The following is a 24,682-nucleotide window of genomic DNA, read 5'->3' as shown; positions in this document are numbered from 1 at the left end:
TAAAACGATTAAGAGATGAATTAAAAAACTTCATCCAATGATTAAAAAAAGCGACTCTATAGCAAAAAAAGCTGTCAGTTGCTTTTTTATAGAAACAAAACTTAATCGATTAAGCTTGTTGGCAACATGGTCATCACACAGGATGCCAAAGGCAGAACAAAGCTGAATGATTAATGCAGTAATCATTACTACACTTGTACATATAATAAAAACACTTTGATGCACCATAAGTTGACAACAGGATAATTCGATATGAAAAGACAGATATTTAAACCAGCCTTGTTATCTTTAGCGGTTTCCTCAGCCCTCTGCTCTGGTCAGCTGCTTGCTCAGGAAACAGACAAAGCAGCTGACAAAGTAGAGATCATTGAAGTTAAAGGTATTCGTGGTTCTCTGATCCGTGCTCAGGCTGAGAAGATGGGGAATTCATCTATTGTGGAATCCATCTCAGCTGAAGACATAGGCAAGTTACCTGACTCTTCTATCGCAGAATCTTTATCACGCTTACCAGGTTTATCCGGTGAGCGTGTTGGTGGCCGTACTTCAGGTATTTCAGTGCGGGGTTTTAAAGAGGACTTTACCGGCACTTCGCTTAATGGCCGCGAGCTAATTGGTATAGGCGACAACCGGGGTGTGGAATACGATTTGTACCCGTCAGAAATAATGACTGGCGCAACTATTTTCAAAACAACTGATGCCACTCTGATGGTGCAAGGCATTGGTGGTACTGTGGATTTACGAACAGTACGTCCGCTGCAAGCCAAAGAAACCTTAACAGTAAATGCAACTTATGAAGCGAATCAAAGTGACTCAGACAATCCTGAATTCGATAACAAAGGCCAACGTATTGCGTTATCTTTTGTTGAAAAGTTTGCCGACGACACCATAGGATTAGCTGTTGCGCTTGCGTCCACTGAATCACCTAATAACCAGCGTAAATACGGTGTTTGGGGCTACAGCGAAAATGCAAACGGCCAGTTGCTGCCTACAGGTCTGGATACGCAATCTATCAGCACAGAACTGGAACGCGACACCATCTCTGCAGTATTACAATTCCGCCCTGCTGATAACCTCGACATCAGCATAGATGCTTTGGATATAGACTACTCAGACTCTGGTGTATTACGTGGTTTTATCGAACCCTTCTCGTCCGCTAATGTGACTGGCTCAGGTGCAAACTCAACCGGAACTCAGGTGAACTCCAACCCGGTACTACGCACAGATCCACTGCAAAAAGATGGTAAGTTGCAGGTATTTGGTCTGAACCTCGAGTACCAGTTAAATGACAACTGGTCAGTTGAATTGGATGTCGCGTCCAGCGAGTCAGAGAAGCACGATTCACGCGGCGAGTCCTATGCAGGTTTGGCACGCTCTGGCGCATTGAATTCCTCCCAACTGGGGAGTCGTCAATTTGTGATGAGCCCGGACGGTATAGTTTTCACAGGGTCCAGTGGTTTGGATGCCTTTTCCGATCCGACGCTTTTACAACTGACAGGTCCACAGGTATGGGGTGGTGGCATGGCCAATATTGCCGATCAGTTTAGTACCAATGTGCTTCAGGCAAACGGCGAGCCCTTCAGTTACTTTAATGCGCAGGATGGTTTCCTGAACTTTGCCGACTTTACTGAAGAGTTGAAAACCTACCGTCTTGAAACAATAGGGTTAATTGAAAGCTCCTACATCAATAAAGTGACTTTAGGTGTCAATTACAGCGACCGCTACAAAGACAAAGAAAACAAAGGCTTTTTTGCCACAGCAGAATCCTACCCACTTTCCACTTCGATACCACAAAGTTATGTCTATGGTTTGGCCGACTTAAGCTGGGCAGGTTTTGGTCAGGTGGTCGCTTATGATGGTTTTGCCCCTTTCCGTGATGGAACTTATACCTTAAATGACGCAGGTTTGCTTGAACCCGATCGTCTGGGTGACACCTACAGCGTTGACGAAGAAGTGACCACTTTTTATATCAAAGGCGACTTTGAAAACGAAATAGCAGGTATTCCTTACACAGGGAATATAGGTCTGCAGTATGTCCGAACTGAGCAATCCTCTGAAGGTTATGTCGGCATAGTGGGTGCTAACTTTGCCGTCTGTGATGCCAATAACGATAAGGTGATTGATACCGACTGTGAAGTGACTCAAGGCGCCAGCTACAATCATGTGCTGCCAAGTTTAAACTTAAGCTTTGAAGTGGCAGACAATAAATTTGTTCGTGTAGCGGCAAATAAAACCATTAGCCGGGCCCGAATTGATCAGATGAAAGCCTCTGGTTTTGTTAAATTTGATCAAGGCATTGAGTCAATTGCCATCCCCAACACTATTGCAGATGTAGAAAACTACGGTACTCCCTGGTCAAAATTCGCCGGTAATCCACAGTTGCGCCCACTGGAGTCGAATAACGTCGATTTGTCGCTGGAAAACTACTTTGAGGCTGATGGTTATGTGTCTCTGGCCGTCTTTTATAAAGATCTGGTGAACTGGACTCGCGACGGTAACAGCCTGATCAACTTCCGGAATGATGAAACCAACGGTGGTGCCGATTACTTTATTCCGGGTTTTCATGACCGCATTATCGATCAGGATGGTCTTTATGGTCCGGCTGACATCTTCTACTCAGCAGGAGACTTAGTCACACCACCTGATTATGGCTACTACTCATTTTTTGAAGATGGCCTGAAAGGTAAAGTGAAGGGCTTAGAGTTTACTGCCAACACACCACTGAGCATGCTATCTGAAAGTCTGGATGGTTTTGGCCTGGCGGCTTCAGCCACTATCATTGATGCAGAGCTGGAAGATGGCACCAGTATTCCTGGGCAGTCTGATCGGGTGTACTCTTTAACAGCTTATTATGAAATGGAAGGTTTTGAGTTCAGGGTTGCTGCCACTGATCGCTCAGATTTCAGCACCTATCAGCGTGGTGGTTCCAATAAAATTGAAACCGCTTCCCGTAACGGCGTAACACTGGTTGATGCACAAATCAGCTACGACTTTACTCAAAGTCCATTCGATATGCTCGAAGGTTTACGGGTATCTTTACAAGGCACCAATCTGACTGATGTGGATGAAGAAACAGTGGATGACAACGGCATAGTGACAACGCGCCGCCAGTTTGGCCCTTCTTACATGCTGAACTTTAACTACTCTTTCTATTAAGAGTAGCAGGCAAAGACACAACGAAGCCCCTGATACATCAACTTGTTGTCAGGGGCTTTTTTTGTAGTCAAAAGTGTTCAATCATCAGAATAAATGAGCTAAGGATAAATACATGCAAACACCAGTGAAAAAACTTGTCATAGCAGGTGGTGGCACTGCGGGCTGGATGGCCGCAGCTTTGTTAAAAAAGGTGTTTGCCAGCGAGCTGGACATTGAACTGGTCGAATCCGAAGACATCGGCATTATCGGCGTAGGCGAAGCCACTATTCCACCTATCCAGATTTTTAATCAGTATCTGGGGCTGGACGAAAAAGAATTTCTGCGCGAAACCCATGCCACCATCAAACTTGCCATTAAATTTGAAAACTGGCGGGTGCAAGGCGAAAGTTATTACCATACCTTTGGGGCACCTGGCGCCCCCCTTGGTGTGGCCAATTTTCAGCATTATTGGCTGCGCGCAAAAGAGCTGGGGTTAACAGAGTCGTTATGGGATTTTGATTTAAATTATCTCTGCTGCGAGCAAGGAAAATTTAACAAAATCAAAACACCTAACCCAGTGTACGACATGCCTTATGCTTATCATTTTGACTCGGCACTTTATGGGAAATACCTGCGAAAACTGGCAGAGCAATCAGGTGTGGTGCGCACAGAAGGCCTGATAGAACATATAAAACAAGACGCAGAAACTGGCTTTGTACAGGCATTGCAACTGAAAAATGGCCGTGAAGTGACAGGCGATTTGTTTATCGACTGTACAGGTTTACGTGGGCTGCTCATACGTAAAACTCTGGGTGTGGCCTACGAACACTGGGACCAGTATTTACCAGCCAACAGCGCTTTGGCTGTACCAACAGAACGCTTTGCTCACACTCTGCCCTACACCCGCAGTATTGCCCACAGCGCGGGCTGGCAGTGGCGTATTCCGCTGACGCATCGTAATGGCAATGGCATTGTTTACAGCTCTGGCTATTTAAGTGACGATCAGGCCTATCAGACACTGATGAGTAACCTGGATTCGAATACTCTTGCTGAACCGAAAAAAATCAGTTTCGAAACAGGCCGCACCACAGAGCAATGGCATAAAAACGTAGTGGCTATTGGTTTATCCAGCGGTTTTCTGGAACCATTGGAATCTACCAGTATTCACCTTATTCAATCCGGCATAGTACGCCTGATGAAAATGTTTCCAAACCGTGGCATCAGCAATGCACAAATTAGCGCCTACAACGCTGAATCTAAAGATGAATTTGAAACTATCCGCGACTTTATTATTTTGCATTACCACGTTAATGAACGGGATGACTCTGACTTTTGGCGTGACATGCGTCAGATGGCTATTCCGCACAGGCTAGAAGAAAAACTGGCTTTGTTTAAAGAAACGGGCGCCATTTTTAATGACGCCAACGATATTTTCCGTGATGCGTCCTGGCTTCAGGTGATGTTAGGGCAAGGGCTTTTGCCTGCAGATTATCATCTGGCAGCCCGCGCCTATCCCAAAGAGGTATTGCTGCAGATGATGCAACAAATTCGCACAGCCAAACAACAACCGCTGACAAAACTAACCAGTCACGACGAGTTTTTAGCATTGTATGCACGGCCTTAAGCTACGAAGAAAAAGCTTTGATAAACAGCAGTGTGCGACTGAATTACTCGACTCTTTATAGATTTATACCCAAATATCAGAGGATTTTATGATGAAGTGGATCCCATCCTTGCTGCTGCCGTTACTCTTCAGTATCCCGACCTTAGCAGCAGAGGCAGAAGATAACTGGCAACTGCAATCCCCCGATCAACAAATCAGCTTGACGCTAAGTTTGTCAGATCAAAGCTTAACTTATAGTGTGAACTACAAAAACAAAGCCGTGATTAAGCCGTCAGCCTTAGGTTTTTCCTTTAAAGATCAGCCAAAATTGCAAGCCAATCTGAAGGTTGAAAAAGTACAAAACCATAGCCACAACAGCAGCTGGAACCCAATATGGGGTCAACGTGCCACCATAGTGGATCAGTACAACGAAATTAGCCTGCAGCTAAGGGAACAAGGCGACAAAGCCCGGAAAATGCAACTGGTGTTCCGTGTATACAACGATGGAGTCGCCTTTCGTTATCTGCTGCCAAAGCAACCCCATTTAAACAAAGTGGTAATTCGCGATGAGCTGACAGAATTTGCTTTTGCCCGCAACTTTTCCACCTGGTGGATCCAGGCTTATCAGGATCAGCGTTTTGAATATCAGTATCTCAATTCGGCGTTAAGCTCAGTCAATGTAGCGCATACCCCGCTGACCTTACTCGACCAAGGCATTGCCGTTTCTGTACATGAAGCTGCTTTAGTGAATTACGCCTCTATGACGCTGCGTAACATTACCGACAATCACATCACTTTAAAAGCCGACTTAGTACCCTGGGCTAATGGTGATAAGGTCTATACCCAAACTCCCTTTAAAACGCCATGGCGCACTATTCAAATTGCCGACTCTGAACTTGCTCTGCTGAACTCAGATCTCATTCTGAATTTAAATGAACCCGCCGCCCAAGATACAGATGTCAGTTATATCAAACCAGGCAAATACATCGGTATTTGGTGGGAGATGCATATAGGTGAAAAAGACTGGTCACCTGGCCCCAAACAAGGCGCAACTACAGAACGCGCTATGCAATACATCGACTTTGCCAGTCAGCACAATATAGACAGTGTGCTGATAGAAGGCTGGAACACTGGCTGGGAAGGTGAGTGGTGGCGACGCCCTCCTACTTTTAGTTTTACTGAAGCTGTGCAGGGTTTTGATATTGAAAAAGTAAATAACTATGCCAAAAGCAAAGGCGTGACTTTAACAGGTCATCACGAGACCGCTGCTGGTATCACTTATTACGAAAAGCAGATGGAGCCCGCTTTTGCTTATTATCAGAAGCTGGGTATTCCATCAGTCAAAATGGGTTATGTCGGCACTCGTGTTGATCAAAAGGAGTGGCATCATGGCCAGTATATGGTTAATCATTTCCAAAAAGTGACAGAAACCGCAGCTAAACACCGGGTAATGGTTAACGCCCATGAAACAGTAAAAGATACAGGCTTAAGCCGTACTTACCCTAACTTAATGACCCGCGAATCAGTGCGGGGGATGGAGTACAACGGCGGCAGCCCTGACACTGGCAACTTGCCTAATCACACAGTGATTATTCCCTTTACCCGTGGTTTGTCTGGCCCTATCGATTTTACGCCAGGTATTTTTAACTTTAACTATCAAAAACACAGACCCAATAACAGAGTGCCCAGCACTTTGGCCAATCAATTAGCCTTGTATGTCACCTTATACAGCCCGTTGCAAATGGCAGCCGATTTACCGGAAAACTATCAGGGAAACCCAGCTTTTGCCTTTATCGATGCTGTTCCCACCGACTGGCGACAAAGCATAGCGCTGCAAGGCAAAATTGGGCAGTATTTAGTGATGGCACGTCAGGATAAAGAGTCAGACAACTGGTATTTAGGCGCCACCAGCAACGAACAGCCCCGTACTTTAGAACAGCCTTTAAGCTTTCTGAAAGAAGGTGTGCGTTATCAAATGATTGCTTATACGGATGCAGCAGATGCGCACTGGGAAACCAATCCACAAGCTTATGAAATCAAACGCAGTGAAGTAACAGCCAAAGATAAAATCACCCTGACTTTGCAAGCTGGTGGTGGTGCTGCTATTGAGTTTATTCCGCTAAAGTAAGCTGACAGACACAACAAGGGTGGCCAAAGCCACCCTTTATTGTTCAATAGGCAGTGTTAGTTTAATCATGGCCCAGTGCTAAGCGTCTGGCTGCTGGCTGGACAAAATGATTCCACCACAGCCCCAGCATTAACAGCAAAGCAAAACCTGTTGCCAGATAAAAACCATAACGCATATCACCCATAGCATCTCCCACTAAGCCCATCAGCAAAGGCCCTAAAGCAGCGGCTAAAGCCGTGAAAGCCAGAATTAAACCTGCAGCTGCACCGTGCTGCTGGCGTGGAAAACAGCTGATGCCTTTAGAATTTAACGTGGGGTACATCATGGACATAAAAAGCCCTGACAGCGGCATCAGCCATAAAGCAGCGGCCACACCGTAATACATGCTGAGAGCAAAACAGATAAAAATAGCACTGCCAAACCAGGCCAATAACGCAGTCCAGTTAAAACGCAGTAGCAACCATTCGGCAAGGAAACGCCCTGCGGTGCGCAGAATAAAAAACACTGTAATGGCATGGGCGGCCAGCACAGTGAAGTTGCCATCGTAACTTTGTAACAAGGTTGGCAACCAAACAAAAATGGCGACTTCAGTGGCTACATAACAAGCGATTGCCAGCGAAAACCCCAGCGCATGTTTATCTTTCACCAAGGCCAGACTTTGCCAAATCGAACTTTGTTGTTGTGGCTGATAAGCCGGATAATCGAGTCGTAACGCCATCACCAATAACAGAGCGCAAATCAGCCCTGCCAGCAGATAAAGCTGGGTCCAATCCAATGACGCCGCTATCAGTAAACCCACCAAAGCAGGGCCAAATATTGCACCTAAGCCAAAAAAACCTTCCACCCTGTTCATCAGTCTGGTGTGACTGTTGGCATCAGGACTAACATCGCCCACTAAAGCCAAAGCCCCGGTTTTAAACAAACCTATGCTTAAACCACTGACGCCCAACAGCAGCAGGTAATACAAAAAACTTTCGCCAAAAATAAAGGCCACACAAGCAATAGCATACAAAGCCAAACCGGCAAGAATGACTTTTTTCCGGCCAAATCTGTCGGCATACCGGCCTAAAAACAAACCGGATAAACCAATAAATAACATAGGCACATAATGAAAAGCGGCGGCCTCGGTGAGGCTCAACTGAAACTGTGCTACCACTTGCGGAATAATAACGCCCACCGCATCTGTGGTCATAGCAAAAACAAAAAACATCAGGCAGGTCATCCATTTCACCTGAGTAAAAGCACTGGGCGGCAGCGCTGCTGTGGGTGAATCTGGCGAGCGGGCCTCTAAAGTCTGAACTTGTTGCATTGGTATTACCCTGTCATAACGCATTCGATTTTATCGATGCTGATTTTTATCAGGAAGTACAACCCCAATCAGCTCAATGCTGAGTGTAGTCGGCTTCCATGGTATCCGGCACGCTTTACCCTCCCCAGGGCACAATGACAACGTCATCCGGCATGTCAGATTATTCCTATTTATTTGAGCTTTAAAACTACAACTTAATCGTTTAAGTGGCAATATAAAAATTCAACTATGGGGTAAATTTATTTCAGTTGGGGAAGGAGGATAGTTCATATTGCCAGGGCGGATGTACCGGGCAGCCGGGGGCCACTTCAAGATCATCACCCACATTGAAGACCCGGCAGTTATTCTGAGCCTTCTCACGCCCCTGCCACAGTAAGGACAGAGCGAGGTACAGCTGGCACAGGATCCATGCTATAAAGTATTGATCTCCTATCCTTTTTGCCACGACCAGGAGTTGTCTGTGGATATAAATACAATCATTCAGGCCCTCGGCGGCCTCTCCATGTTTTTATTGGCCATGCGTCTGATGACCGAAGGGCTGACATTATTCGCAGGCAACCGCCTTAAACATTTACTGGGTAACTGGACATCTACACCCTGGCGCGGCGTTGGCGTAGGTATTCTGGTTACAGGCCTGGTGCAGTCCTCCAGTGCAGTGACAGTTGCCACTATAGGTTTTGTCAACGCCGGGATCCTCAGCTTACGTCAGGCCATGGGGGTTATTTTTGGTACCAATGTCGGCACTACCATGACAGCCTGGCTGGTCAGCCTGGTGGGCTTTGGTTTCAAAATAGAGGCGCTGGCGCTGCCCATTCTTGTAGTCGGGGTTGGTTTACGCCTGCTGGCATCATCCACACGCTGGAAAGGCCTGGGTGATGCGCTCACTGGCTTTGGCCTGTTTTTTCTCGGTTTAGATTTACTCAAAGAAGCTTTCGAAGGTATAGCCAGCAGTTTCAGCGCCAATTTGGGCGCGGGAGTAAGTACTAACTGGGCGGGCATGATCCTGATCGGCTTTGTGGCCACCCTGCTGACCCAATCTTCAAGTGCTGCTATCGCCATCATTCTCACAGCTTCTGCCGGTGGCATTATCGGCTTTGAAGGGGCCGCTGCTGCAGTAATAGGCGCCAATCTGGGCACGACGTCCACAGCTGCACTGGCGACCTTCAAGGCCACTCCAGCGGCTAAACGACTTGCACTCAGTCACATAGGCTTTAACCTGATCACCGGTATAGTCGCGCTCTGCTTGCTGCCACTGATGCTTGGGCTGGTTAACCTGCTGGGTGATGCACTGGATATAGAAAGTACCCCCACAGCGCTGCTGGCACTTTTTCACACTTTGTTTAATCTGCTGGGGGTAATTATTATGCTGCCGCTGGCCAATCGTTTCGCCAGCCTGCTGGAGCGACTGTTTCATAGCGCGGAAGAAGATATTGAACGCCCACACTATCTGGATGCCACACTCAGTGGCACACCGGTATTGGCGGTATCAGCCCTGAAGCAAGAACTGCTGCGCTTGTCCGATATTCTGGTCAATCTTTTACGCGATGCCCTCAGCGGCCCCCACTCCATACCTGAACTGAAGCGCCGCGCCGAAGCTATCCATACATTAGGCGCAGCCATAGCAAACTTTATCACCGGCATACGCCCGGATGCGATGGAACACAGCACAGCGAATGAGCTGGCAAGCGCTCTTTACGCCGCGCGTTATTATCAGGAGTCTGCTCAGTTGGCTCCAGGTTTGCGACGGCTGGCACAAGACCAGGTACTGCTCTCTGGCGCAGAAAAAACAGCTGTGAGCACATTATTGCAGCAGGCAGAGCGCTGTCTGGAACCAGAGTTGTCTGGTGATCATTTGCAGGCACGCGAACTGGTTGAAGCACTACGCAACGCCCATCGCGATGCGCGCCGTCAATTGCTCGAAGCCGCAGTCCAGGGCAACCTGCAGGTCGTCGATTTGGACACTTTGCTGGAAGGTCTGGACTTCAGTCGTCGCGCCATAGAACTACGTATCAAAGCCGGATTGTTGTTTCACACCAGTCAGAACGCAGAAGCTGTCGCCATCCACCCTGTTTCAGAGGCCGATTTGACGAAAAGCCTGAATACAGATCAGTACCCCAATTTACCTTAAGCGAGTGATGACAGATGAAAAACAAACCAAGGATCAACAGCGCAGATTATGCCGTAGTCCCGGGCACCAAACTGGATTTGCACCAGCACGCCACAGTGGCAGAACCACTCTACAGCTCCTCAAAGGATTATAAGAAACAGCTGAGCGCCAGCACCAACAGCCTGAAGAAGGTGCAGCAATTATTTTATGCCGACAACCGTTATTCTCTGCTGATCATCTTTCAGGCGATGGATGCTGCAGGTAAAGACGGCGCTATTCGCCATGTGATGTCGGGCATTAACCCACAAGGCTGCCGGGTGCACAGTTTCAAACACCCAAGTGCCACTGAACTGGATCACGATTTTCTTTGGCGCAGCCACTGCGCCCTGCCCGAGCGCGGTCAAATTGGTATTTTCAATCGTTCTTATTACGAAGAAGTGCTGATTGTAAAGGTGCAACCCCAGCTATTAGAGGCGCAAAAACTACCGTACAAAAACCTGAACTCCGGGCCTTTCTGGCGTGATCGCTACCGCTCTATTGTTGGCTCGGAAGCCCATCTGGTGCGTAACGGCACCAAGGTCATCAAGTTCTTTTTGCACTTGTCTAAAGAAGAACAATGCCGCCGTTTTCTCGACCGCATCGACAACCCCGACAAAAACTGGAAGTTCTCCGAAGCCGACACAGCACAGCGCCAACACTGGGACAGTTATATGAGTGCCTATGCCGAGTGTTTAAGCAACACCAGCACCAAAGTTGCGCCCTGGTATGTGATACCAGCCGATGATAAAAAAAATGCCCGCTTAATCATTTCCAGCATCATTAACGAAACTCTGGCCGGACTGGATTTAGCTTACCCGGAAACCACTGATGCGCGCCGGGCAGAGTTAGAAGAAATTCGCACTAAGTTATTGCAGGGTGAGCTTTAGTTTTGGTGGTTGGGAGCTGGGGGCGGCTGGTCATATCCGCCCATAAATAAAACCGCTGTAGTAATAACTAAAATTTGTTCTGTAGTGATAAGGGCAGCGTCCAGATCTTTATTCAACAATTCAGACAAGTTATCGCTGAGCAGCTTTACATGGTCGGCACCATCAGCGTTATAATGCCTGACGAAATTGATGCATGACTCTGATTGTCTTGCTTTTTGCTCAAGACAACCTGCTGCCAGAGTAGACAAAGTTTCAATGTTATATCGCACCGCATCCCAATCTACTTCCTGTTTTGCTTTGCTGGAGCAAGACGCGACTAGAGCTGTAAAGAGTAACATCAGAAAAAATTTTAAGCTTTGGTTCAAGCTTCCTCCAAGAGTACCGATTAAGCTAAGGGGCGGGCTTTAGCCCGTCCCAGCAAACTGAGTGAGCGATTTGGGCGCATTGGTATACCTATTACGCAGGAGAATTGAGAGCCTTGTTTCGCTTAATTCGCTCGTGAATGAAGCTCGCAATTACGGAAGCTCCAATACCTAAAATAAAGCCAAAGAAGTAATCTAGAGGCTTAATCCACCATGGAGGACTTGAGGCTCCAATTGCAGCTCTAAAGGCAGCTTGCTGATCATCCGTCAGCTGTTTTAGTTCTTGGGACTTTTCATACTCTCTCTTGATAGCCTCAGACTCATGCTGGGTTTTTTGCATGTCTGATTTTATTTCAGTCAGATGTTTTTCAAGATTCTTTATGCTCTCAAGTGCGCTCGCTACGTTTTCTATGCGGGTATCTAAATTTTTCTCTTCGTCTAAAAAATAGGGGATTAGATTTGAAGTTAAAGCTATTAGCGCTACGACGACCGAAATAATGCCGTAAGCAAGGCTCTTTATTTCTGACCTCTTTGATCTTGTTATTTCTTCAAGGGCTTTGCGGTTACTTGTTTTTGTTAGTGCTTCAAATGTTATGCCTTGGTATATCTTTATTAAGCTGTATCCTGAGCTGTGAAGAAGCCTTTCTAAGAGCTCTTGTTCTTCTTTATTTAGTTTTGCTGAGGTTATAAGTATAAAACCATCAAAACCTGATTTGATGCGCTCTGCAGTTTCGGCGATTCTATACAGGTCTTGCTTTGAGAGTTTTCTTCTGTGCTTGGCTTCAATTACAATTCTGCAAGGTTTTTCTGCGTCTTTTAGCGTGGCACTGAAGTCGTAACCAGAGTCAATTTTTCCAGATGTAAGGTTCTCTAGCGAAGTTAGGTCGCCTTGCTCTTGAAGAAAGTTGAATGCTAATTCTTCAAATTTTTGTGCAGATATGTCGTAGATATCTATTTTTGTCATATTTATTAGGCGCTGAATTTGTTCTTAATTTAGGTATGACGCTCAAAGCAGCTGCGCGCTGAGCGTCAGATGCCTTTGCTTGTTAAACTTGTTCTGTACGCTTGAGTATTTTATCAAGCTTTTCGTTTGCAACTGTCAGCTCAGATTGATTTTGATTAAGGTGTTCAGCGAAATTTTTGATAGCACCAAGAAATGCAACGTGTAAGTCTTTGACTTTTAGCATAATCAGATCCTCCTGATTGGAAACGAATTTATGTGTATCGCCACCATAATACAAGATTCTTTTTGCTGTACCTCGGTTCGTGTCTCGAGCATTTGGTGAACCTGTATGTAAAATAGCGCAGCGTGCCGCCCATAAATCGTCTGCTGAGCAAGGTAGCTGGTACTCTGACAACAAATACTTGTTAATCCAATTTTTGAAATCTTGACCTGTGGATTCATTATCCTGAACGGATAACCATGCCATACGATCGATCCAAGCGTATAACAGAACTAATCCTGCTTCCGTGTGCTTTTGATTGAATAAAAGATCAACTGCTTCCGCTGTTTTTGATGAATGCTCAACTAGTTTAGTAGGCATGATGTTTCCTTACGTTTAACATTTGTATATTGTGCTGGCACATTATTACTTTTTTCTTGCCTGTTATTTTTTGGGCTGATTTACTCTAAGTTTCTAAATTAGAGTGTTTTTCCCTCTTCAGCAACAAATAAATGTGCCTGTTTATTTGCTTAAAACATGCTTGCTTTCCTATTAAAGAAAATAACACTGTGTATTCATCTATAGTCGCAGTAAAAGGTCGTTTCAGGCACGAAACCAAACTCAACAAAAGCGTGGATGGGTATAGTTCTAAGCAGACCGTCTTTCGCAGGGATAGCGAAAGGCGAGACTACATGGACGTATTTACGGCGTGTCTGCGTGGACTATGCCCATTCCGCTACAACTATTCTTGCTACGCCAAAGTTGATTGATTCACCGCTCAGAAATCATCACTAAGGCAACTGAATTTTATAATCCTTCATATGCTTTAAATAAGCGACCAGATGGTCGATATCCTCTGCGCTAAACTGCGGGAAAGTGGGCATTTTGCTTTTGTATCTGTAGCCGGATGCATTGGGGATAAAGGCTTTTAAGTGATCTTGTGTCCAGTATTCGGTGACGTTTTTTGGTGCGTTAAGCTCCGGGCCTAAGTCGCCGCCTTGCAGGTTGATGGAATGGCAGCTGATACAGCTTTGTTTAAACAGCAAAAAGCCCTGATATGCCGCTGAGTTTTGCTCTGCATTGATTGGATATAGCTTGGGGTAACATTGTTGGAAACTAACCAGCTCTAATTTCACCAGTTGATAAGGCCAGGGTCTGGTTTTTTCTACTGCTTTGCCTTGCTTCCAGACTAAATAAAATGGCGCAGGCGACACCATAGCTTTGCCCTGAGCGACTGGGGCAAAGTCAAAATCTTTCTTACCCGTTTCGGAAAAAACCAATACAGCCTGGTCGTCCAGAAAAAACTCAAGCGGCACACTGGGCGCGTAGCCATCAGAAGCGGTCAGCACTACTTCATCTGCAGCCTGGCCCGGCTTATAACCTGCAGCTTTTAACAGCTGCAGTAAAGACACGCCTTCAAAACTTTTATCGCTGTTATAGACAGGATCAAATAGCTTGATCTGCTGCACTGGCACTTTTTGTTTAATTTCCGCCAAAGCCCAGTTGTGTTCTTGTTGTGGCAATTTAATCAGCAGCTGCTGCGCATTGGCAGCAAAGGAGTAAAAGGACAAAAACCACAACATAATCAGTAAAGTAGTTTTAAACATCATTGCCCCTTTGTTCCTTGTGCCGCCGATGGACTAAAACAGCTTAGCCTAAATGTTGTTTGAGCCAGTGGATCATATCCTGCTGCGCTTTAGCGCGAACAGGGTTAAAACCATGATCGGCTCCGGGGTAAATCAACAGTTGATGTGGGCGTTTTAATGCTTTCAATTTCAGCGCTAATTGTTCTGCACCACCCACCGACACATGCTTATCCTGATCGCCGTGTTGGATCAAAATCGGCAAATCTGCCGGTAGTTGCTCTGGCCATAACAGCACTGAGCGCTCTGCTAAAGCAGCCGTTTTATTGCTGCTGTAATTTGGGATCCTTGCTTTATGCACATTCTCCATCGCAGGGCGGATTTCCAACTCTTTGGCTAAGTCGGTCGGACCAGCTCCTACTATGATAGTTTTCAGTTCAGGCATAGATTTGGCCAGCATATAGGTCATCATGCCACCTCTGCTGTGGCCCCACATCGCCATTCGGTTGGCATCTACGTCTTTTATTCCCTGAGCTATAGGCACTAAAGCTTTTACGTCTTCTAACTCAGCACCACCAAATTCATCAAACCCGGCATTGCTCACTGCGGCTTTCCCCCAGTTATGCTGGCCTCTGTAGTTACTGGCAATAATGACAAAACCTTGTTCCGCCACAGGCATCAGCTTTTGCATCAGCAAACTAAAGGTCAGCTGGCCGTAGTCAGCATTGCCGCCTCTGTTATAAATCACCACAGGGGCTTTGCCACTGATCTGCTTAGGTTTAATCATAAAACCACGAACAGGTACGTCACCCACTTTATAGACAAAGTCCTGGCAATCCAGAGTCTGTTGGAAACGCTCAAAATCAGTCTGAGTGAATTGAGTTCTAAGTTTAGCTTCGGAAAACTTAGGCTGGCTATTGCCCATTTTGATCCGCATGGCAATAAAACTGTCGTAACTTTTGAATGGACCGCCAAAACAGCTGCGACTTTTCTGTAAGCTCTGGGCAGTGCTAAAGAGTTCGGTTTGAGCCGGAGCTGCTGTATTGGCGGCAGCCGCAGCAGTTTGAGCCAACGCAGAATGGCTCAGACCCAGAGCCAGCATTAAAGACAGAAAAACAGGGGTTTTCATTCCAACATCCTTGTATAAGTTAATAGTTAATTCAAATTGACCACAGCCAGCAGTGCTTCATGATCAGAAGGATACAAACCGTTGTATCTTCTGTTATCCACCTGATAACTTTGTACCTGCAGGTTGGAACTTACAAAAATAAAATCTATGGTTTGGCTGGGGCTATCTGGTTGGCGGCCAAATCCATTAAAAGTGCCAACATTTTTGGAAAGCTTATCTTTCGCCACCAAAGCGCTGTCATGCAAAACTTTACTTAAAGCCTGATAAGGCGCGCTGTCGGGTTCCACATTAAAGTCCCCAGTCAGCAGAACTTTGCTCTGCTTTGGCAATTTCTCCACTTCGGCTTTTAGCAATAACGCACTTTGCAGCTGAGCCTGCTTTCCCATATGGTCAAAGTGAGTATTCAGAAAATAAAAACTCTGGCCGGATTTTAACTCTTTAAACTGAGTTTTGGTAAAAGTACGGTTCAGGTTCGCGTCCCAACCTTTTGATACTTGTTCCGGCGTTTCAGACAACCATAAGGTTTTTGCCGACAGCAACTTTAATGTGTCTTTGCGATAAAGCACAGCAGTGCTTTCGCCTTTGGTTTTGCCGTCATCACGGCCTTTTGCATACCATTGATAGTGCGGCAACATAGCCACTAAATCATGCACCTGAAACAGTTCAGCTTCCTGCAAGCCAATCAGATCGGGCTGTTGAGTCTGAATTAAATGCGCCAGTAAAAACTTACGTTCAGGCCAATACTGCGGTGTACCTTCAGTTTCACATAAACCACAACGAATGTTGTAGCTCATTAATTTCAAAGTGGAGGCTTGGGCCAGCCCCGGAAAAACCAGCACCAATAAAAGAAACACTACTATTTTCATGGCAAACGCCTGTTGAAACGAAAAGAAGAAACAGAGACTACCTTAACAACTTTGCCGAATTATTAATTCAGAAGGCATCAGTAGGTCGGCCTCTGACTCGCCTGATAACAGCATACGGGCAGCTGTGCGGCCTTTTTCGTCGCTGTGCTGAGCAATAGTGGTCAGGCTGGGGTAAAAACGTTCAGCTTCTTCAATGCCGTCAAAACCAACCACTACTAAATCTTGCGGTATTTTAATGCCCAACTCACGCGCTACCGCCATGGCAGCCAAAGCAATACGGTCACTCATACAAAGCAGCACTTGTGGTCGCGGAAATTGAGTTAAAGCTTCACGGGCTGCTACTAAAGCAAAATTATGGATATTGAGAGGAATATGCCAGACCGCATCTGCAGGTAAATCGCGGCCTTGTTCTATAGCAGCGGCTAAATAACCGTCCAAACGGCGACGGGAAATGGCTTGTTCTGTGCTGTACAGCTCGTGTGGCTGAATACGGCACACTCTGTCCGATTCAATTAAGCGCAAGCCCAGCACCGCCACTTTGCCCTGCATTTTTTTAAAAGCATGTTCAGCAATGCGGTGTGCAGCAGCGTAGTTATCGACGTTCACCGACACCACATTATCCAGATTGCAGTCGACTGTGATCAGCGGCTTGCCGCTTTTAACAATGCGGTTCAGTTGCTCAGGATTACTGGGCGCACCATACAAAATAAAACCGTCGGGCACGGCTTCAGCACTGCTGCTGCTGGTGTTATGCCGGCCGGATAACAACAGCATATCCATGCCGTGTTCCTGCAGTACCTCAGCCACACCTTTAATAAATTGGTTGGCAACAGGGTCGCTGACCGAATACTCCAGGGTGTCTGACAATAAAACTGCCACTATGCCAGAGCGGCCAGTGCGTAAACTGCGGGCCGCGGCATTAGGGCCGTCGTAACCCAATTCAGTGCATTGCTGCAAAATACGCTGGCGTAATTCAGGGGAAAGTTGATCAGGTCTGTTATAGGCATTGGAAACTGTAGCGACTGAAACGCCCAGATAGGAAGCCACGGTTTTCAGATTTAATTTTTTTGGTTTTTCTATTGCCGACACAGCTATAACACCCTGTTTTAGTTCAGGCTTTATCATGCCTGTTCAGTCACAGAATTGCCAGCACCAGAGACAGGCCCAGAAGCCGGTAGTATCAGGCTAACCAATAAGCCCGCGCCTTGATTCTGCAGGCTTAAACTGCCGCCATGAGCTTCGGCTATATCACGGCACAAGGTTAAACCTATGCCAGAGCCATTTTCTTTACTGGTATAAAAAGGCACCATGGCATGAGCCAGAGCTTCGTTTGTCATGCCGCCGCCTGCATCCTGAATACAGATCAGCAGTTGATCCGGCAATTCGGTAAAACTTAATTGAATAAACTCTGGCCTGGAGCCTGATTCATGGGCGTTTTTCAACAGGTTTAATAACAGCTGCGACAACTGCAACGGGTCCGCTAACCAGCTACGCTGTGGTAAATCGCCTTCCAGCTCAAACTCGTATTGATCCTGTAACTGATTAATCAGCCTGGCCCAGTGTACTGGTGCTAAAACCGGAGTGGGTAATTTGGCGAACTGAATATAAGACTGTAAAAACTGATTCAGATGCTGCTGGCGTTCACTAATAGTCTGGAAAATTTGTTGCAGCTGCTTATGTTGCAGTTCGGTTGCCACTAACTGGCCTGAGTAAGCTAATGAAGATAAAGGCGCCAGCGTATTATTCAGTTCATGCCCAATCACCCGCAGCAGTTTTTTCCAGGCTTTCACTTCTTCCCTATGGATTTCGCGGGTCATAGGTTTCAACAGATACAACTGATGCGATTTTTGGTTTAGCGAGAAAAAACTAACAGACAAATGCCAAATCGATGCGGGTTCGCCCAGATGCAACAAGCCTTGTTGTCCATTTTCAATAGCCAAAGCCAGCTCAGGTAACTCTGCTGTTAACTCTGAAAACAACAGACCTTCAAACTTACGGCCCTGATGCAGCAATACCCGGGCCGCCGGATTGCTCATCAGCACCCTGCCATTTTGGTCGGTTAACACCATAGCACTGGGGCTGGATTGCAGAACTGTATCAAGCAGCAGTTCGCGCTGATACAAAGTGGCGCGTTCTTGCCGCAATTGCGCTGACATTTGCTGCAATACTTCGGCTAAAGGCTTAAGTTCACATAAAAGATGGCGGTTGGCATCGACGTTAAAACTGCCGTCCTGCAAGTTCTGGGCATGTAAATTCAGCGCTTCAATTTCCTGTAGCAGCGGTTTAAGTGCCCAGTGCAACACTAAGATGAACAGCAGATCAAAAGCCAAAAAGAGCCCATACCAGAGCGGTTCAGCCTTCAGATAAGACAACAACAAAAAAGCTGGCACCAGTAAGGCCAGCACCAGCAGATATAAACGCCGCATCAGCTGCATAAGCTCTTACACAGGTTCAATGCCATAAAATTCCATTCTCCGGTACAACGCCTGCCGGCTAATACCCAGTTGTTTAGCTGCACGGGCTACCACCCCCTGAGCCTGATGCAGCGCCTGTTCTATCTGCTGTTTATCCAAATCATCCAGCGCTTTTTTCGCTGTAGTTTGCTCCTGAGGCAAGGCCAAATCGCCAGCATCAATTTCATCGGCCAGAGTCAGTAATAAAGCACGCTGACATAAATTTTGCAGCTCCCGCACATTGCCCGGCCAGCTATAACTTTGCAGCGCCTGCTCGGCTTTTTTTGTTAAACTTTTTTGCCCTGCTAAAAAATGCCGCGCCAAAGGCACAATATCATCCACTCTGTCTTTAAGGGCTGGTAAATGCAGCTGTACCACATTGATCCGGTAATACAAATCCTGGCGGAAATGCCCTGCGTTAATGGCATGGCTTAAATCAGCATTAGTCGCGCTGATAATACGCACATCCACTTTGCGGGTTTGACTGGAGCCTAAACGTTCAAACTCTCCGGTTTGCAGTACCCGCAATAATTTCATTTGGCCTGATAATGACAAATTGCCAATTTCATCCAGAAACAAAGTACCACCATCTGCAGCTTCAAAGCGGCCAATACGGGTTTTAGTCGCGCCGCTGTAGGCACCGGCTTCAGCACCAAAGAGTTCGGCTTCCATTAAATCGGCCGGCAAAGCGCCCATATTTACTTTAATCAAAGGCTGCTGCTTACGCTTTGAATTAGCATGCAGCACCTGAGCTATGCCTTCTTTGCCAGAACCATTTTCACCCGTAATCAGCACTGCGGCGTTACTTGGAGCCAGTTGCAATGCCATGTGCAGCAGTTGCTCCATAGCCGTACTGGTAAAAACTAAGCCACATAAATCTTTACCGGCAAACAAACCTAACCTTTCCTGCTGCTTGCGCTCAGCTTTTAAGTTTTGTTCGGTCAGTTGTTTGATTTTTAGTGTGTTGGCAACAGTGGTCAGCAAACGCTGATCGTCCCAGGGTTTGGCGATATAGTCGGTGGCACCGGCTTTCACCAGTTCCACCACCATATCCAGATGAGTCCAGGCCGTGAGCAGTACCACAGGAATACTCGGGTGATCAGAGCGTAACTGATAAAACAGTTCTTTGCCCTGAACACCACTCATTTCCCCCTGAGCAAAGTTCATGTCCTGCAAAATCAGATCGATAGATTGCTGCTGCAAAATACTTTTGGCGACACCAGGCTGCTGCGCGATAAACACCTGATACCCCTGCAACTGAAACAGGGTCATCAGGGCGGTACAGACCGCTTCGTTATCATCGATGACCAGTATTTTTTTCATTCTTTATAAGGTCTTAGTTGCTGTGGCCGGAGATATCCGTGTTGCTATTCTGGCAGGATACCATGTGGCCAGCGTGACACAAAGCAACAGTAAGAGCATAGTCAACAGCGGCAGCCAGACTGGTACTGCAGGTATGCTAATCACCTTAGCCAGACTGATGTTTAAACCGTAACAGACCAGAATACCAAAACCTGCCCCTATGGCGGTGGTCAGCCAGCTTTCACTTAATACATCCAATAAAACACGGGCTTTACTGGCCCCCAAAGCCCGTTTAATACCCACTTCTTTTTGCATTTGCAGCGCATGGAAATGGGCGTGGCTGTAAGCAGAAATCATAGCAACCAGCAGCATTAATCCGCTTAATACCGACAACAAAGTGGCTAAACCTATTTCAGAACGGAATACGTCGTCACGGTTTTCATCCATCCGCAGCACAGTACCTATATCCATTTGGGGTTCTGCATTTCTGATCACATCTGTTAATTGCTTGCGTACAGCTTCAGATTGCCCCTGTGCCACTCTGACAATTAACTGATAACCTTGTTCAGCTCTGTGAAGAGGGCCAAATACAATCTGACCATAAAATGGATGGCTGGCGTAACGCTGTGAATAAAAGTCAGATACCACCCCGACCACAGTGCCATTGTTGGTCACTTTACCTATCGGGTTTTGTTCAGCAAACAGTTGTTTAGCCAGCTTTTCAGTCAGCAGAATATTATCAATCCCCCAGTCCTGTTGGGTTAATAAACGGCCTGTGATTAATTGAACACCAAGTACCTGAAAAATTTGCTCTGACGTATAGTAATAAGGCACTGAATCCACATTACTTTCGTCTTGGCGGTCACGTTCAAAAATATTCCAGTTTGATCCGCCTTGCCGCAGCGGGATCTGATTAACAAAGTCTGCGGCTTCCACGCCCGGTATTTGTCTGACCGCAGTCAACTGACGTGAGATCAGGTCTGTTAAGGCAGGCTGCAAGCGCAATGTTTTGCTGGTTGGTTTTACCCATACCGTCAGAATTTGCTCCAGCGACAAGCCTGTTGGTTGATCCACCAGTTCTTTAGCAGCACTTGCCAACAACAAGGAGTTCACTACTAAACCTAAAGTAACGGCCAGTTGCAGCAACAACAAGGCTGTGACCACTTTGCGGCGCAATAAGGATTTAATAATTAAAAATACCGACATGATGCTCTCCTTATTGTTTTAACTGCTGATTCAGCGGGCTGAATGAGGTTTTTAATGCCGGGTACAAGGTCACCAGATAGCTGATCAACACAACAAACAGCGCCATCACACTCAGCATCTGCCAATCCCAACTGGCCAAAGCGCGGGTCCCGGGTAATAACGAATTAATAGTCCACAAGCCAAGTTGAGCAAACACCAGTGCCGCAACAAAAGCTAAAACTGAGCTCAATAACACATCGGCCATAATCTGGCTTTGTAGCTGCCAGCGGCTGGCACCTAAAGCACGGCGTAAGCTAAACTCATACTGATTGGCCATATAGCGGTTCAGTGACAAGTGGCTGGCGTTGACCACACAAACCAGCAGAAACAGAGAAGCAACCAAAGCAAAAGCATCCAGTTGATCGTTGGTTGCACGTAAGGCTTTTTGCACATTCAGAATATTGTCCAGTTTATTACCTTCTGGTCTGGTATGACGGCCTGCTGCTTTTTCATCCTGTACCAGATTTTTAAGGTACTGCTGATATTGCTGCACTTTTTCCGGGCTATCCAATTGCACCCAAAACTGTAATTGGTTTACAAAGTTGGTTCTGGCCATTTGTGGGTAGGTGGCCATATCACCATCCCAGTCCACATCAAAAAATGAGTTTTGGGTGTTAGACTGAATAGCCAAATCGTATGCAGTTTCCAGCGGCAGATAAATATCTTCTGTAGGTTCAGCAGAGCGGCTGCCATTCACATCATACAAACGTGGCAACATACTCCATTCATCCAATACCCCAATGACTTTATACAACTGATCATCAATCAGCATGTCCTGCCCCACTACATCAGTGCGGCTAAAAAACTTAGTGGCGGTATTTTTACTGATCACCACCTCCATCCGGGCATTGTTATCGGGCCAGGTTTCACCATGCAGAAAAGGCACATTAAACAATTTAAAAAAGTCGCGCTGGGTCACCCGCAGTTCCACCTGACTGGGTGTAGCCTGCTGGTTTTCCACAGTTTTGGCATAAGCGTTGCTGGAGTACATAGCGGCTTCGGCTGAGGTAATACCGCTGCCACTCATTTTTTGCATATCCATATAACTCATCACACGTGGTGGTTCAAAACAATCGGTGCAATCACCAGGTACTGAGTTCATCCGCACCATAAATAAGGTTTGGCTTTTTTCTGGTATTGGGTCGCGATTCATCCAGTAATACAAAGTGGCGTTACTGAAAAAGGTGCCTAAACCTAAACTTAAAATCAGCAGGGTTAAGGCATAAGGCAAAGGGGCTCTTTTAATGCTGTGCCAGCTCAGCTTCAGGTTATGAACTAAGGCTTCCATCTTAAGCTCCTGCTGCTAAAGGTTCGTACATACTGGAGTCATTGAGCTGACCGTCCACAATTTGAATATGCCGATTGGCACGACGGGCCTGATCCGGGTCGTGCGTCACCATTAATATGGTGCAGCCTTGCTGGTTAATTTTTTCCAGCAGTTCCATCACCTGACGAGCCATTAATGAATCCAGGTTACCCGTGGGTTCATCCGCCAGAAGAATACGGGGTTCACCTGCAATTGCCCGGGCTATAGCCACACGCTGTTGCTGACCACCAGAAAGCTGACTTGGGTGATAGTCGCGTCGAGCTGCTAAACCTACAGTTTCTAAGGACTGCTCGACCCGCCGTTTACGTTCGGCTGAACTAAAACCACGATAACGCAGCGGCAGTTCAATATTGTCGTACAAGCTAAAATCTTTAATCAGGTTAAAGCCTTGAAAAATAAAGCCTATTTTTTCGTTTCGAAGGGCTGACAATTCACGGTCAGACAAGCCTTTCACGGAACGTCCATCCAGCAAATAATCGCCCTGGTCAAAACTTTCCAAAGTACCAAGCACATTGAGCAAGGTGGATTTACCTGAACCTGAAGGGCCTGTTAAAGCAGCAAACTCGCCTTCATTCACTTGCAGGTTAATTTGTCTGAGTGCATGAGTTTCAATTAAATCTGTGCGGAAAATTTTGCTTAAGTTATTAATTTGAATCATGGTTTTCTCCTTTGGCATTTAAGCCGATATTCCTGTATAGACTGTTAGTTCAACTGAACTTTGTCTTGTTGTTTAAATTCATCCAGATTAGAGATAACCCATTGGTCACCTTCTTTGGCACCTTGTAAAATTTCGACGTACTGTACTGAGGATGCGCCTAAGACCACTGAGGTTTTAACCGCCAGATTGTTCGTCACCTGATAGGCGATGCGGCTGGCACCTGAGCCAACAAAGTCGCCTCTTTTGATGCGCAGTACATTGTCTTTTTGCTCAATAATGACGCGGGCAGATAAACGCTGGTTCTGACGTAAGCTGGTGCTGTCGTTCTGAGAAAAACGCACCCGTGCAGTCACTAAATTGTCTTTCACTTCGGGGGCTATATGGCTCAGCTCACCTTTGAGTTGCTGATTGCCTAAATTCACTTCAACCAGCATGCCAACAGCTAAATCGCGGATATAACTTTCCTGCACCGAAAGCTCTGCTTCGTAGCGGCTTAAATCGATCACTGTTAATAAACCTGTGCCAGCCAGTACATGGCTTTGCTGCTCTGCCAGCCAGTTGCCCACCTGACCTGTAACTGGTGCTTTAATTTGCAGTGCCGCCAGTTTTCGATCCAGTTCAGCCACAACCAAAGCCTGACGGGCTAAGGCGGACTGACCAGACTTTTTTTCAAAACTCAGCTTATCTGAAGCCAGTGCCACCTTACGTTTGGCGTGATCAAATTCCAGCTCAGCTTGCAACAGATTATCTTTCGCCACGTCGTAATCCAATTGGCGAATGACACCCATTTTGATCGACTGTTCGGCGCGGGCCAGTTCACGTTTGGCGGCCACCAAATTCACCTGAGCCGTGTTTTGCACTTGCTCCATATCCAGTTGCAGTTCACGCGCTAATAAAGCTGAACGCTCGAAGTCGGATTCCATACTGGCGAGTAAAGCACGTTGTTGCTCCAACTCGTTATCCAGAGCCGGGCTTGATACCACAGCCAATAAGTCGCCCAATTGCACAGCTTCGCCTGGTTGTTTCAGATACTGCACCTGACCTGCTTCCTGGCTAAATAAAGTGGGCGCATTAGCTGCAACCACCCTGCCCTGCACCGACAAATCACGGGTAAAACTGCCCCGTTCCACTATAGCCAGTTGCACCTGATCTTTGGGCAGCACTAAGGAAGCCTGAGCAGAGCTGGCCGCCAGCAGGCTATAACTGATATAACAGATACCAGCCATAAACAAAGTGGCCAGCACTGGACGGCGCCACTGCCTGGTTTTGCCCGGCTGGATTTGAATATCCTGATTTTCTGTACCCTGGATCATCTTTGTTCTCCGCATTCTGATTAACCAGATATAGCAGGGACTGTGCCAAGGCAAAAAATGCACATAAGCCATTGTT

The 24,682-nt window shown here is 46.6% G+C and carries 19 protein-coding genes; 5 read left to right on the top strand and 14 right to left on the bottom strand.

The genetic code is table 11. From position 1 onward, the window contains the following. The first annotated feature begins 252 nt into the window (after window positions 1-252). From RHEIN_RS03360 to RHEIN_RS03350, 3 genes are all read left to right on the top strand, one after another. A complete protein-coding gene (locus RHEIN_RS03360; protein ID WP_008897566.1) occupies window positions 253-3,153 on the top strand; it encodes a TonB-dependent receptor in 2,901 nt (966 codons plus the stop codon). A 112-nt stretch (window positions 3,154-3,265) separates the two neighbouring features. Beyond that, a complete protein-coding gene (locus RHEIN_RS03355) occupies window positions 3,266-4,756 on the top strand; it encodes a tryptophan halogenase family protein (RefSeq protein WP_008897565.1) in 1,491 nt (496 codons plus the stop codon). Window positions 4,757-4,844: 88 nt separating this feature from the next. After that, window positions 4,845-6,863 carry a glycoside hydrolase family 97 protein gene (locus RHEIN_RS03350; RefSeq protein ID WP_008897564.1) on the top strand — a complete coding sequence of 673 codons (2,019 nt, stop codon included), beginning with the start codon at window positions 4,845-4,847 and terminating at the stop codon, window positions 6,861-6,863. Between the two features lie 61 nt (window positions 6,864-6,924). Here the strand turns inward: RHEIN_RS03350 and RHEIN_RS03345 are convergent, their stop codons facing one another. Beyond that, the gene (locus RHEIN_RS03345) at window positions 6,925-8,172 is read right to left on the bottom strand and encodes an MFS transporter (RefSeq protein ID WP_008897563.1); all 1,248 of its coding nucleotides are present in this window, start codon (window positions 8,170-8,172) and stop codon (window positions 6,925-6,927) included. Between the two features lie 460 nt (window positions 8,173-8,632). On the opposite strand from RHEIN_RS03345, the gene RHEIN_RS03340 reads away from it, so the two are divergent. Further along, window positions 8,633-10,300: a Na/Pi cotransporter family protein gene (locus RHEIN_RS03340; protein ID WP_008897562.1), complete on the top strand. Its 1,668-nt coding sequence runs from the start codon at window positions 8,633-8,635 to the stop codon at window positions 10,298-10,300. Window positions 10,301-10,314: 14 nt separating this feature from the next. Further along, complete coding sequence (locus RHEIN_RS03335; protein ID WP_008897561.1) at window positions 10,315-11,205, top strand: ADP-polyphosphate phosphotransferase; 891 nt, start codon at window positions 10,315-10,317, stop codon at window positions 11,203-11,205. On the opposite strand, the gene RHEIN_RS03330 is transcribed toward RHEIN_RS03335, so the two are convergent. The 13 genes from RHEIN_RS03330 to RHEIN_RS03270 all read right to left on the bottom strand — a co-directional run bounded on the left by RHEIN_RS03330 (window position 11,202) and on the right by RHEIN_RS03270 (window position 24,606). Continuing rightward, complete coding sequence (locus tag RHEIN_RS03330; protein ID WP_008897560.1) at window positions 11,202-11,570, bottom strand: hypothetical protein; 369 nt, start codon at window positions 11,568-11,570, stop codon at window positions 11,202-11,204. The genes RHEIN_RS03335 and RHEIN_RS03330 overlap by 4 nt on opposite strands. 91 nt (window positions 11,571-11,661) lie before the next feature. Continuing rightward, window positions 11,662-12,531, bottom strand: coding sequence for a restriction endonuclease (locus tag RHEIN_RS03325; protein ID WP_008897559.1), 870 nt, complete (start codon window positions 12,529-12,531; stop codon window positions 11,662-11,664). An 82-nt stretch (window positions 12,532-12,613) separates the two neighbouring features. Beyond that, window positions 12,614-13,111: a hypothetical protein gene (locus tag RHEIN_RS03320; RefSeq protein WP_008897558.1), complete on the bottom strand. Its 498-nt coding sequence runs from the start codon at window positions 13,109-13,111 to the stop codon at window positions 12,614-12,616. A 410-nt stretch (window positions 13,112-13,521) separates the two neighbouring features. After that, entirely contained in the window at window positions 13,522-14,340 is an 819-nt protein-coding gene (locus tag RHEIN_RS20265) for a c-type cytochrome (RefSeq protein WP_008897557.1), read from the bottom strand. A 40-nt stretch (window positions 14,341-14,380) separates the two neighbouring features. Further along, window positions 14,381-15,442 carry an alpha/beta hydrolase family protein gene (locus RHEIN_RS03310; protein ID WP_008897556.1) on the bottom strand — a complete coding sequence of 354 codons (1,062 nt, stop codon included), beginning with the start codon at window positions 15,440-15,442 and terminating at the stop codon, window positions 14,381-14,383. 26 nt (window positions 15,443-15,468) lie between these two features. Next, window positions 15,469-16,308, bottom strand: coding sequence for an endonuclease/exonuclease/phosphatase family protein (locus RHEIN_RS03305; RefSeq protein ID WP_008897555.1), 840 nt, complete (start codon window positions 16,306-16,308; stop codon window positions 15,469-15,471). A gap of 42 nt (window positions 16,309-16,350) precedes the next feature. Continuing rightward, window positions 16,351-17,433 carry a LacI family DNA-binding transcriptional regulator gene (locus RHEIN_RS03300; protein ID WP_008897554.1) on the bottom strand — a complete coding sequence of 361 codons (1,083 nt, stop codon included), beginning with the start codon at window positions 17,431-17,433 and terminating at the stop codon, window positions 16,351-16,353. Further along, the gene (locus RHEIN_RS03295) at window positions 17,430-18,743 is read right to left on the bottom strand and encodes a sensor histidine kinase (RefSeq protein WP_202797767.1); all 1,314 of its coding nucleotides are present in this window, start codon (window positions 18,741-18,743) and stop codon (window positions 17,430-17,432) included. The genes RHEIN_RS03300 and RHEIN_RS03295 overlap by 4 nt, the downstream gene beginning before the upstream one ends. Before the next feature lie 6 nt (window positions 18,744-18,749). Next, the gene (locus tag RHEIN_RS03290) at window positions 18,750-20,084 is read right to left on the bottom strand and encodes a sigma-54-dependent transcriptional regulator (RefSeq protein WP_008897552.1); all 1,335 of its coding nucleotides are present in this window, start codon (window positions 20,082-20,084) and stop codon (window positions 18,750-18,752) included. 3 nt (window positions 20,085-20,087) lie between these two features. Next, window positions 20,088-21,269 carry an ABC transporter permease gene (locus RHEIN_RS03285; protein ID WP_008897551.1) on the bottom strand — a complete coding sequence of 394 codons (1,182 nt, stop codon included), beginning with the start codon at window positions 21,267-21,269 and terminating at the stop codon, window positions 20,088-20,090. Window positions 21,270-21,279: 10 nt separating this feature from the next. Further along, window positions 21,280-22,596: an ABC transporter permease gene (locus RHEIN_RS03280; protein ID WP_008897550.1), complete on the bottom strand. Its 1,317-nt coding sequence runs from the start codon at window positions 22,594-22,596 to the stop codon at window positions 21,280-21,282. A 1-nt stretch (window position 22,597) separates the two neighbouring features. Continuing rightward, window positions 22,598-23,293 (bottom strand): ABC transporter ATP-binding protein, encoded by a 696-nt coding sequence (locus tag RHEIN_RS03275; protein ID WP_008897549.1) that lies wholly within the window; start codon window positions 23,291-23,293, stop codon window positions 22,598-22,600. Between the two features lie 44 nt (window positions 23,294-23,337). Beyond that, window positions 23,338-24,606, bottom strand: a complete 1,269-nt coding sequence (locus tag RHEIN_RS03270) for an efflux RND transporter periplasmic adaptor subunit (protein WP_008897548.1) — start codon at window positions 24,604-24,606, stop codon at window positions 23,338-23,340. Window positions 24,607-24,682: the final 76 nt, after the last annotated feature.

Source organism: Rheinheimera sp. A13L, from assembly GCF_000217935.1.
In the GTDB taxonomy this organism is placed as follows: Bacteria; Pseudomonadota; Gammaproteobacteria; order Enterobacterales; family Alteromonadaceae; genus Pararheinheimera.
The sequence above is the reverse complement of the archived record's forward strand: the minus strand, read 5'-3'. Positions and strand labels throughout refer to the sequence as shown.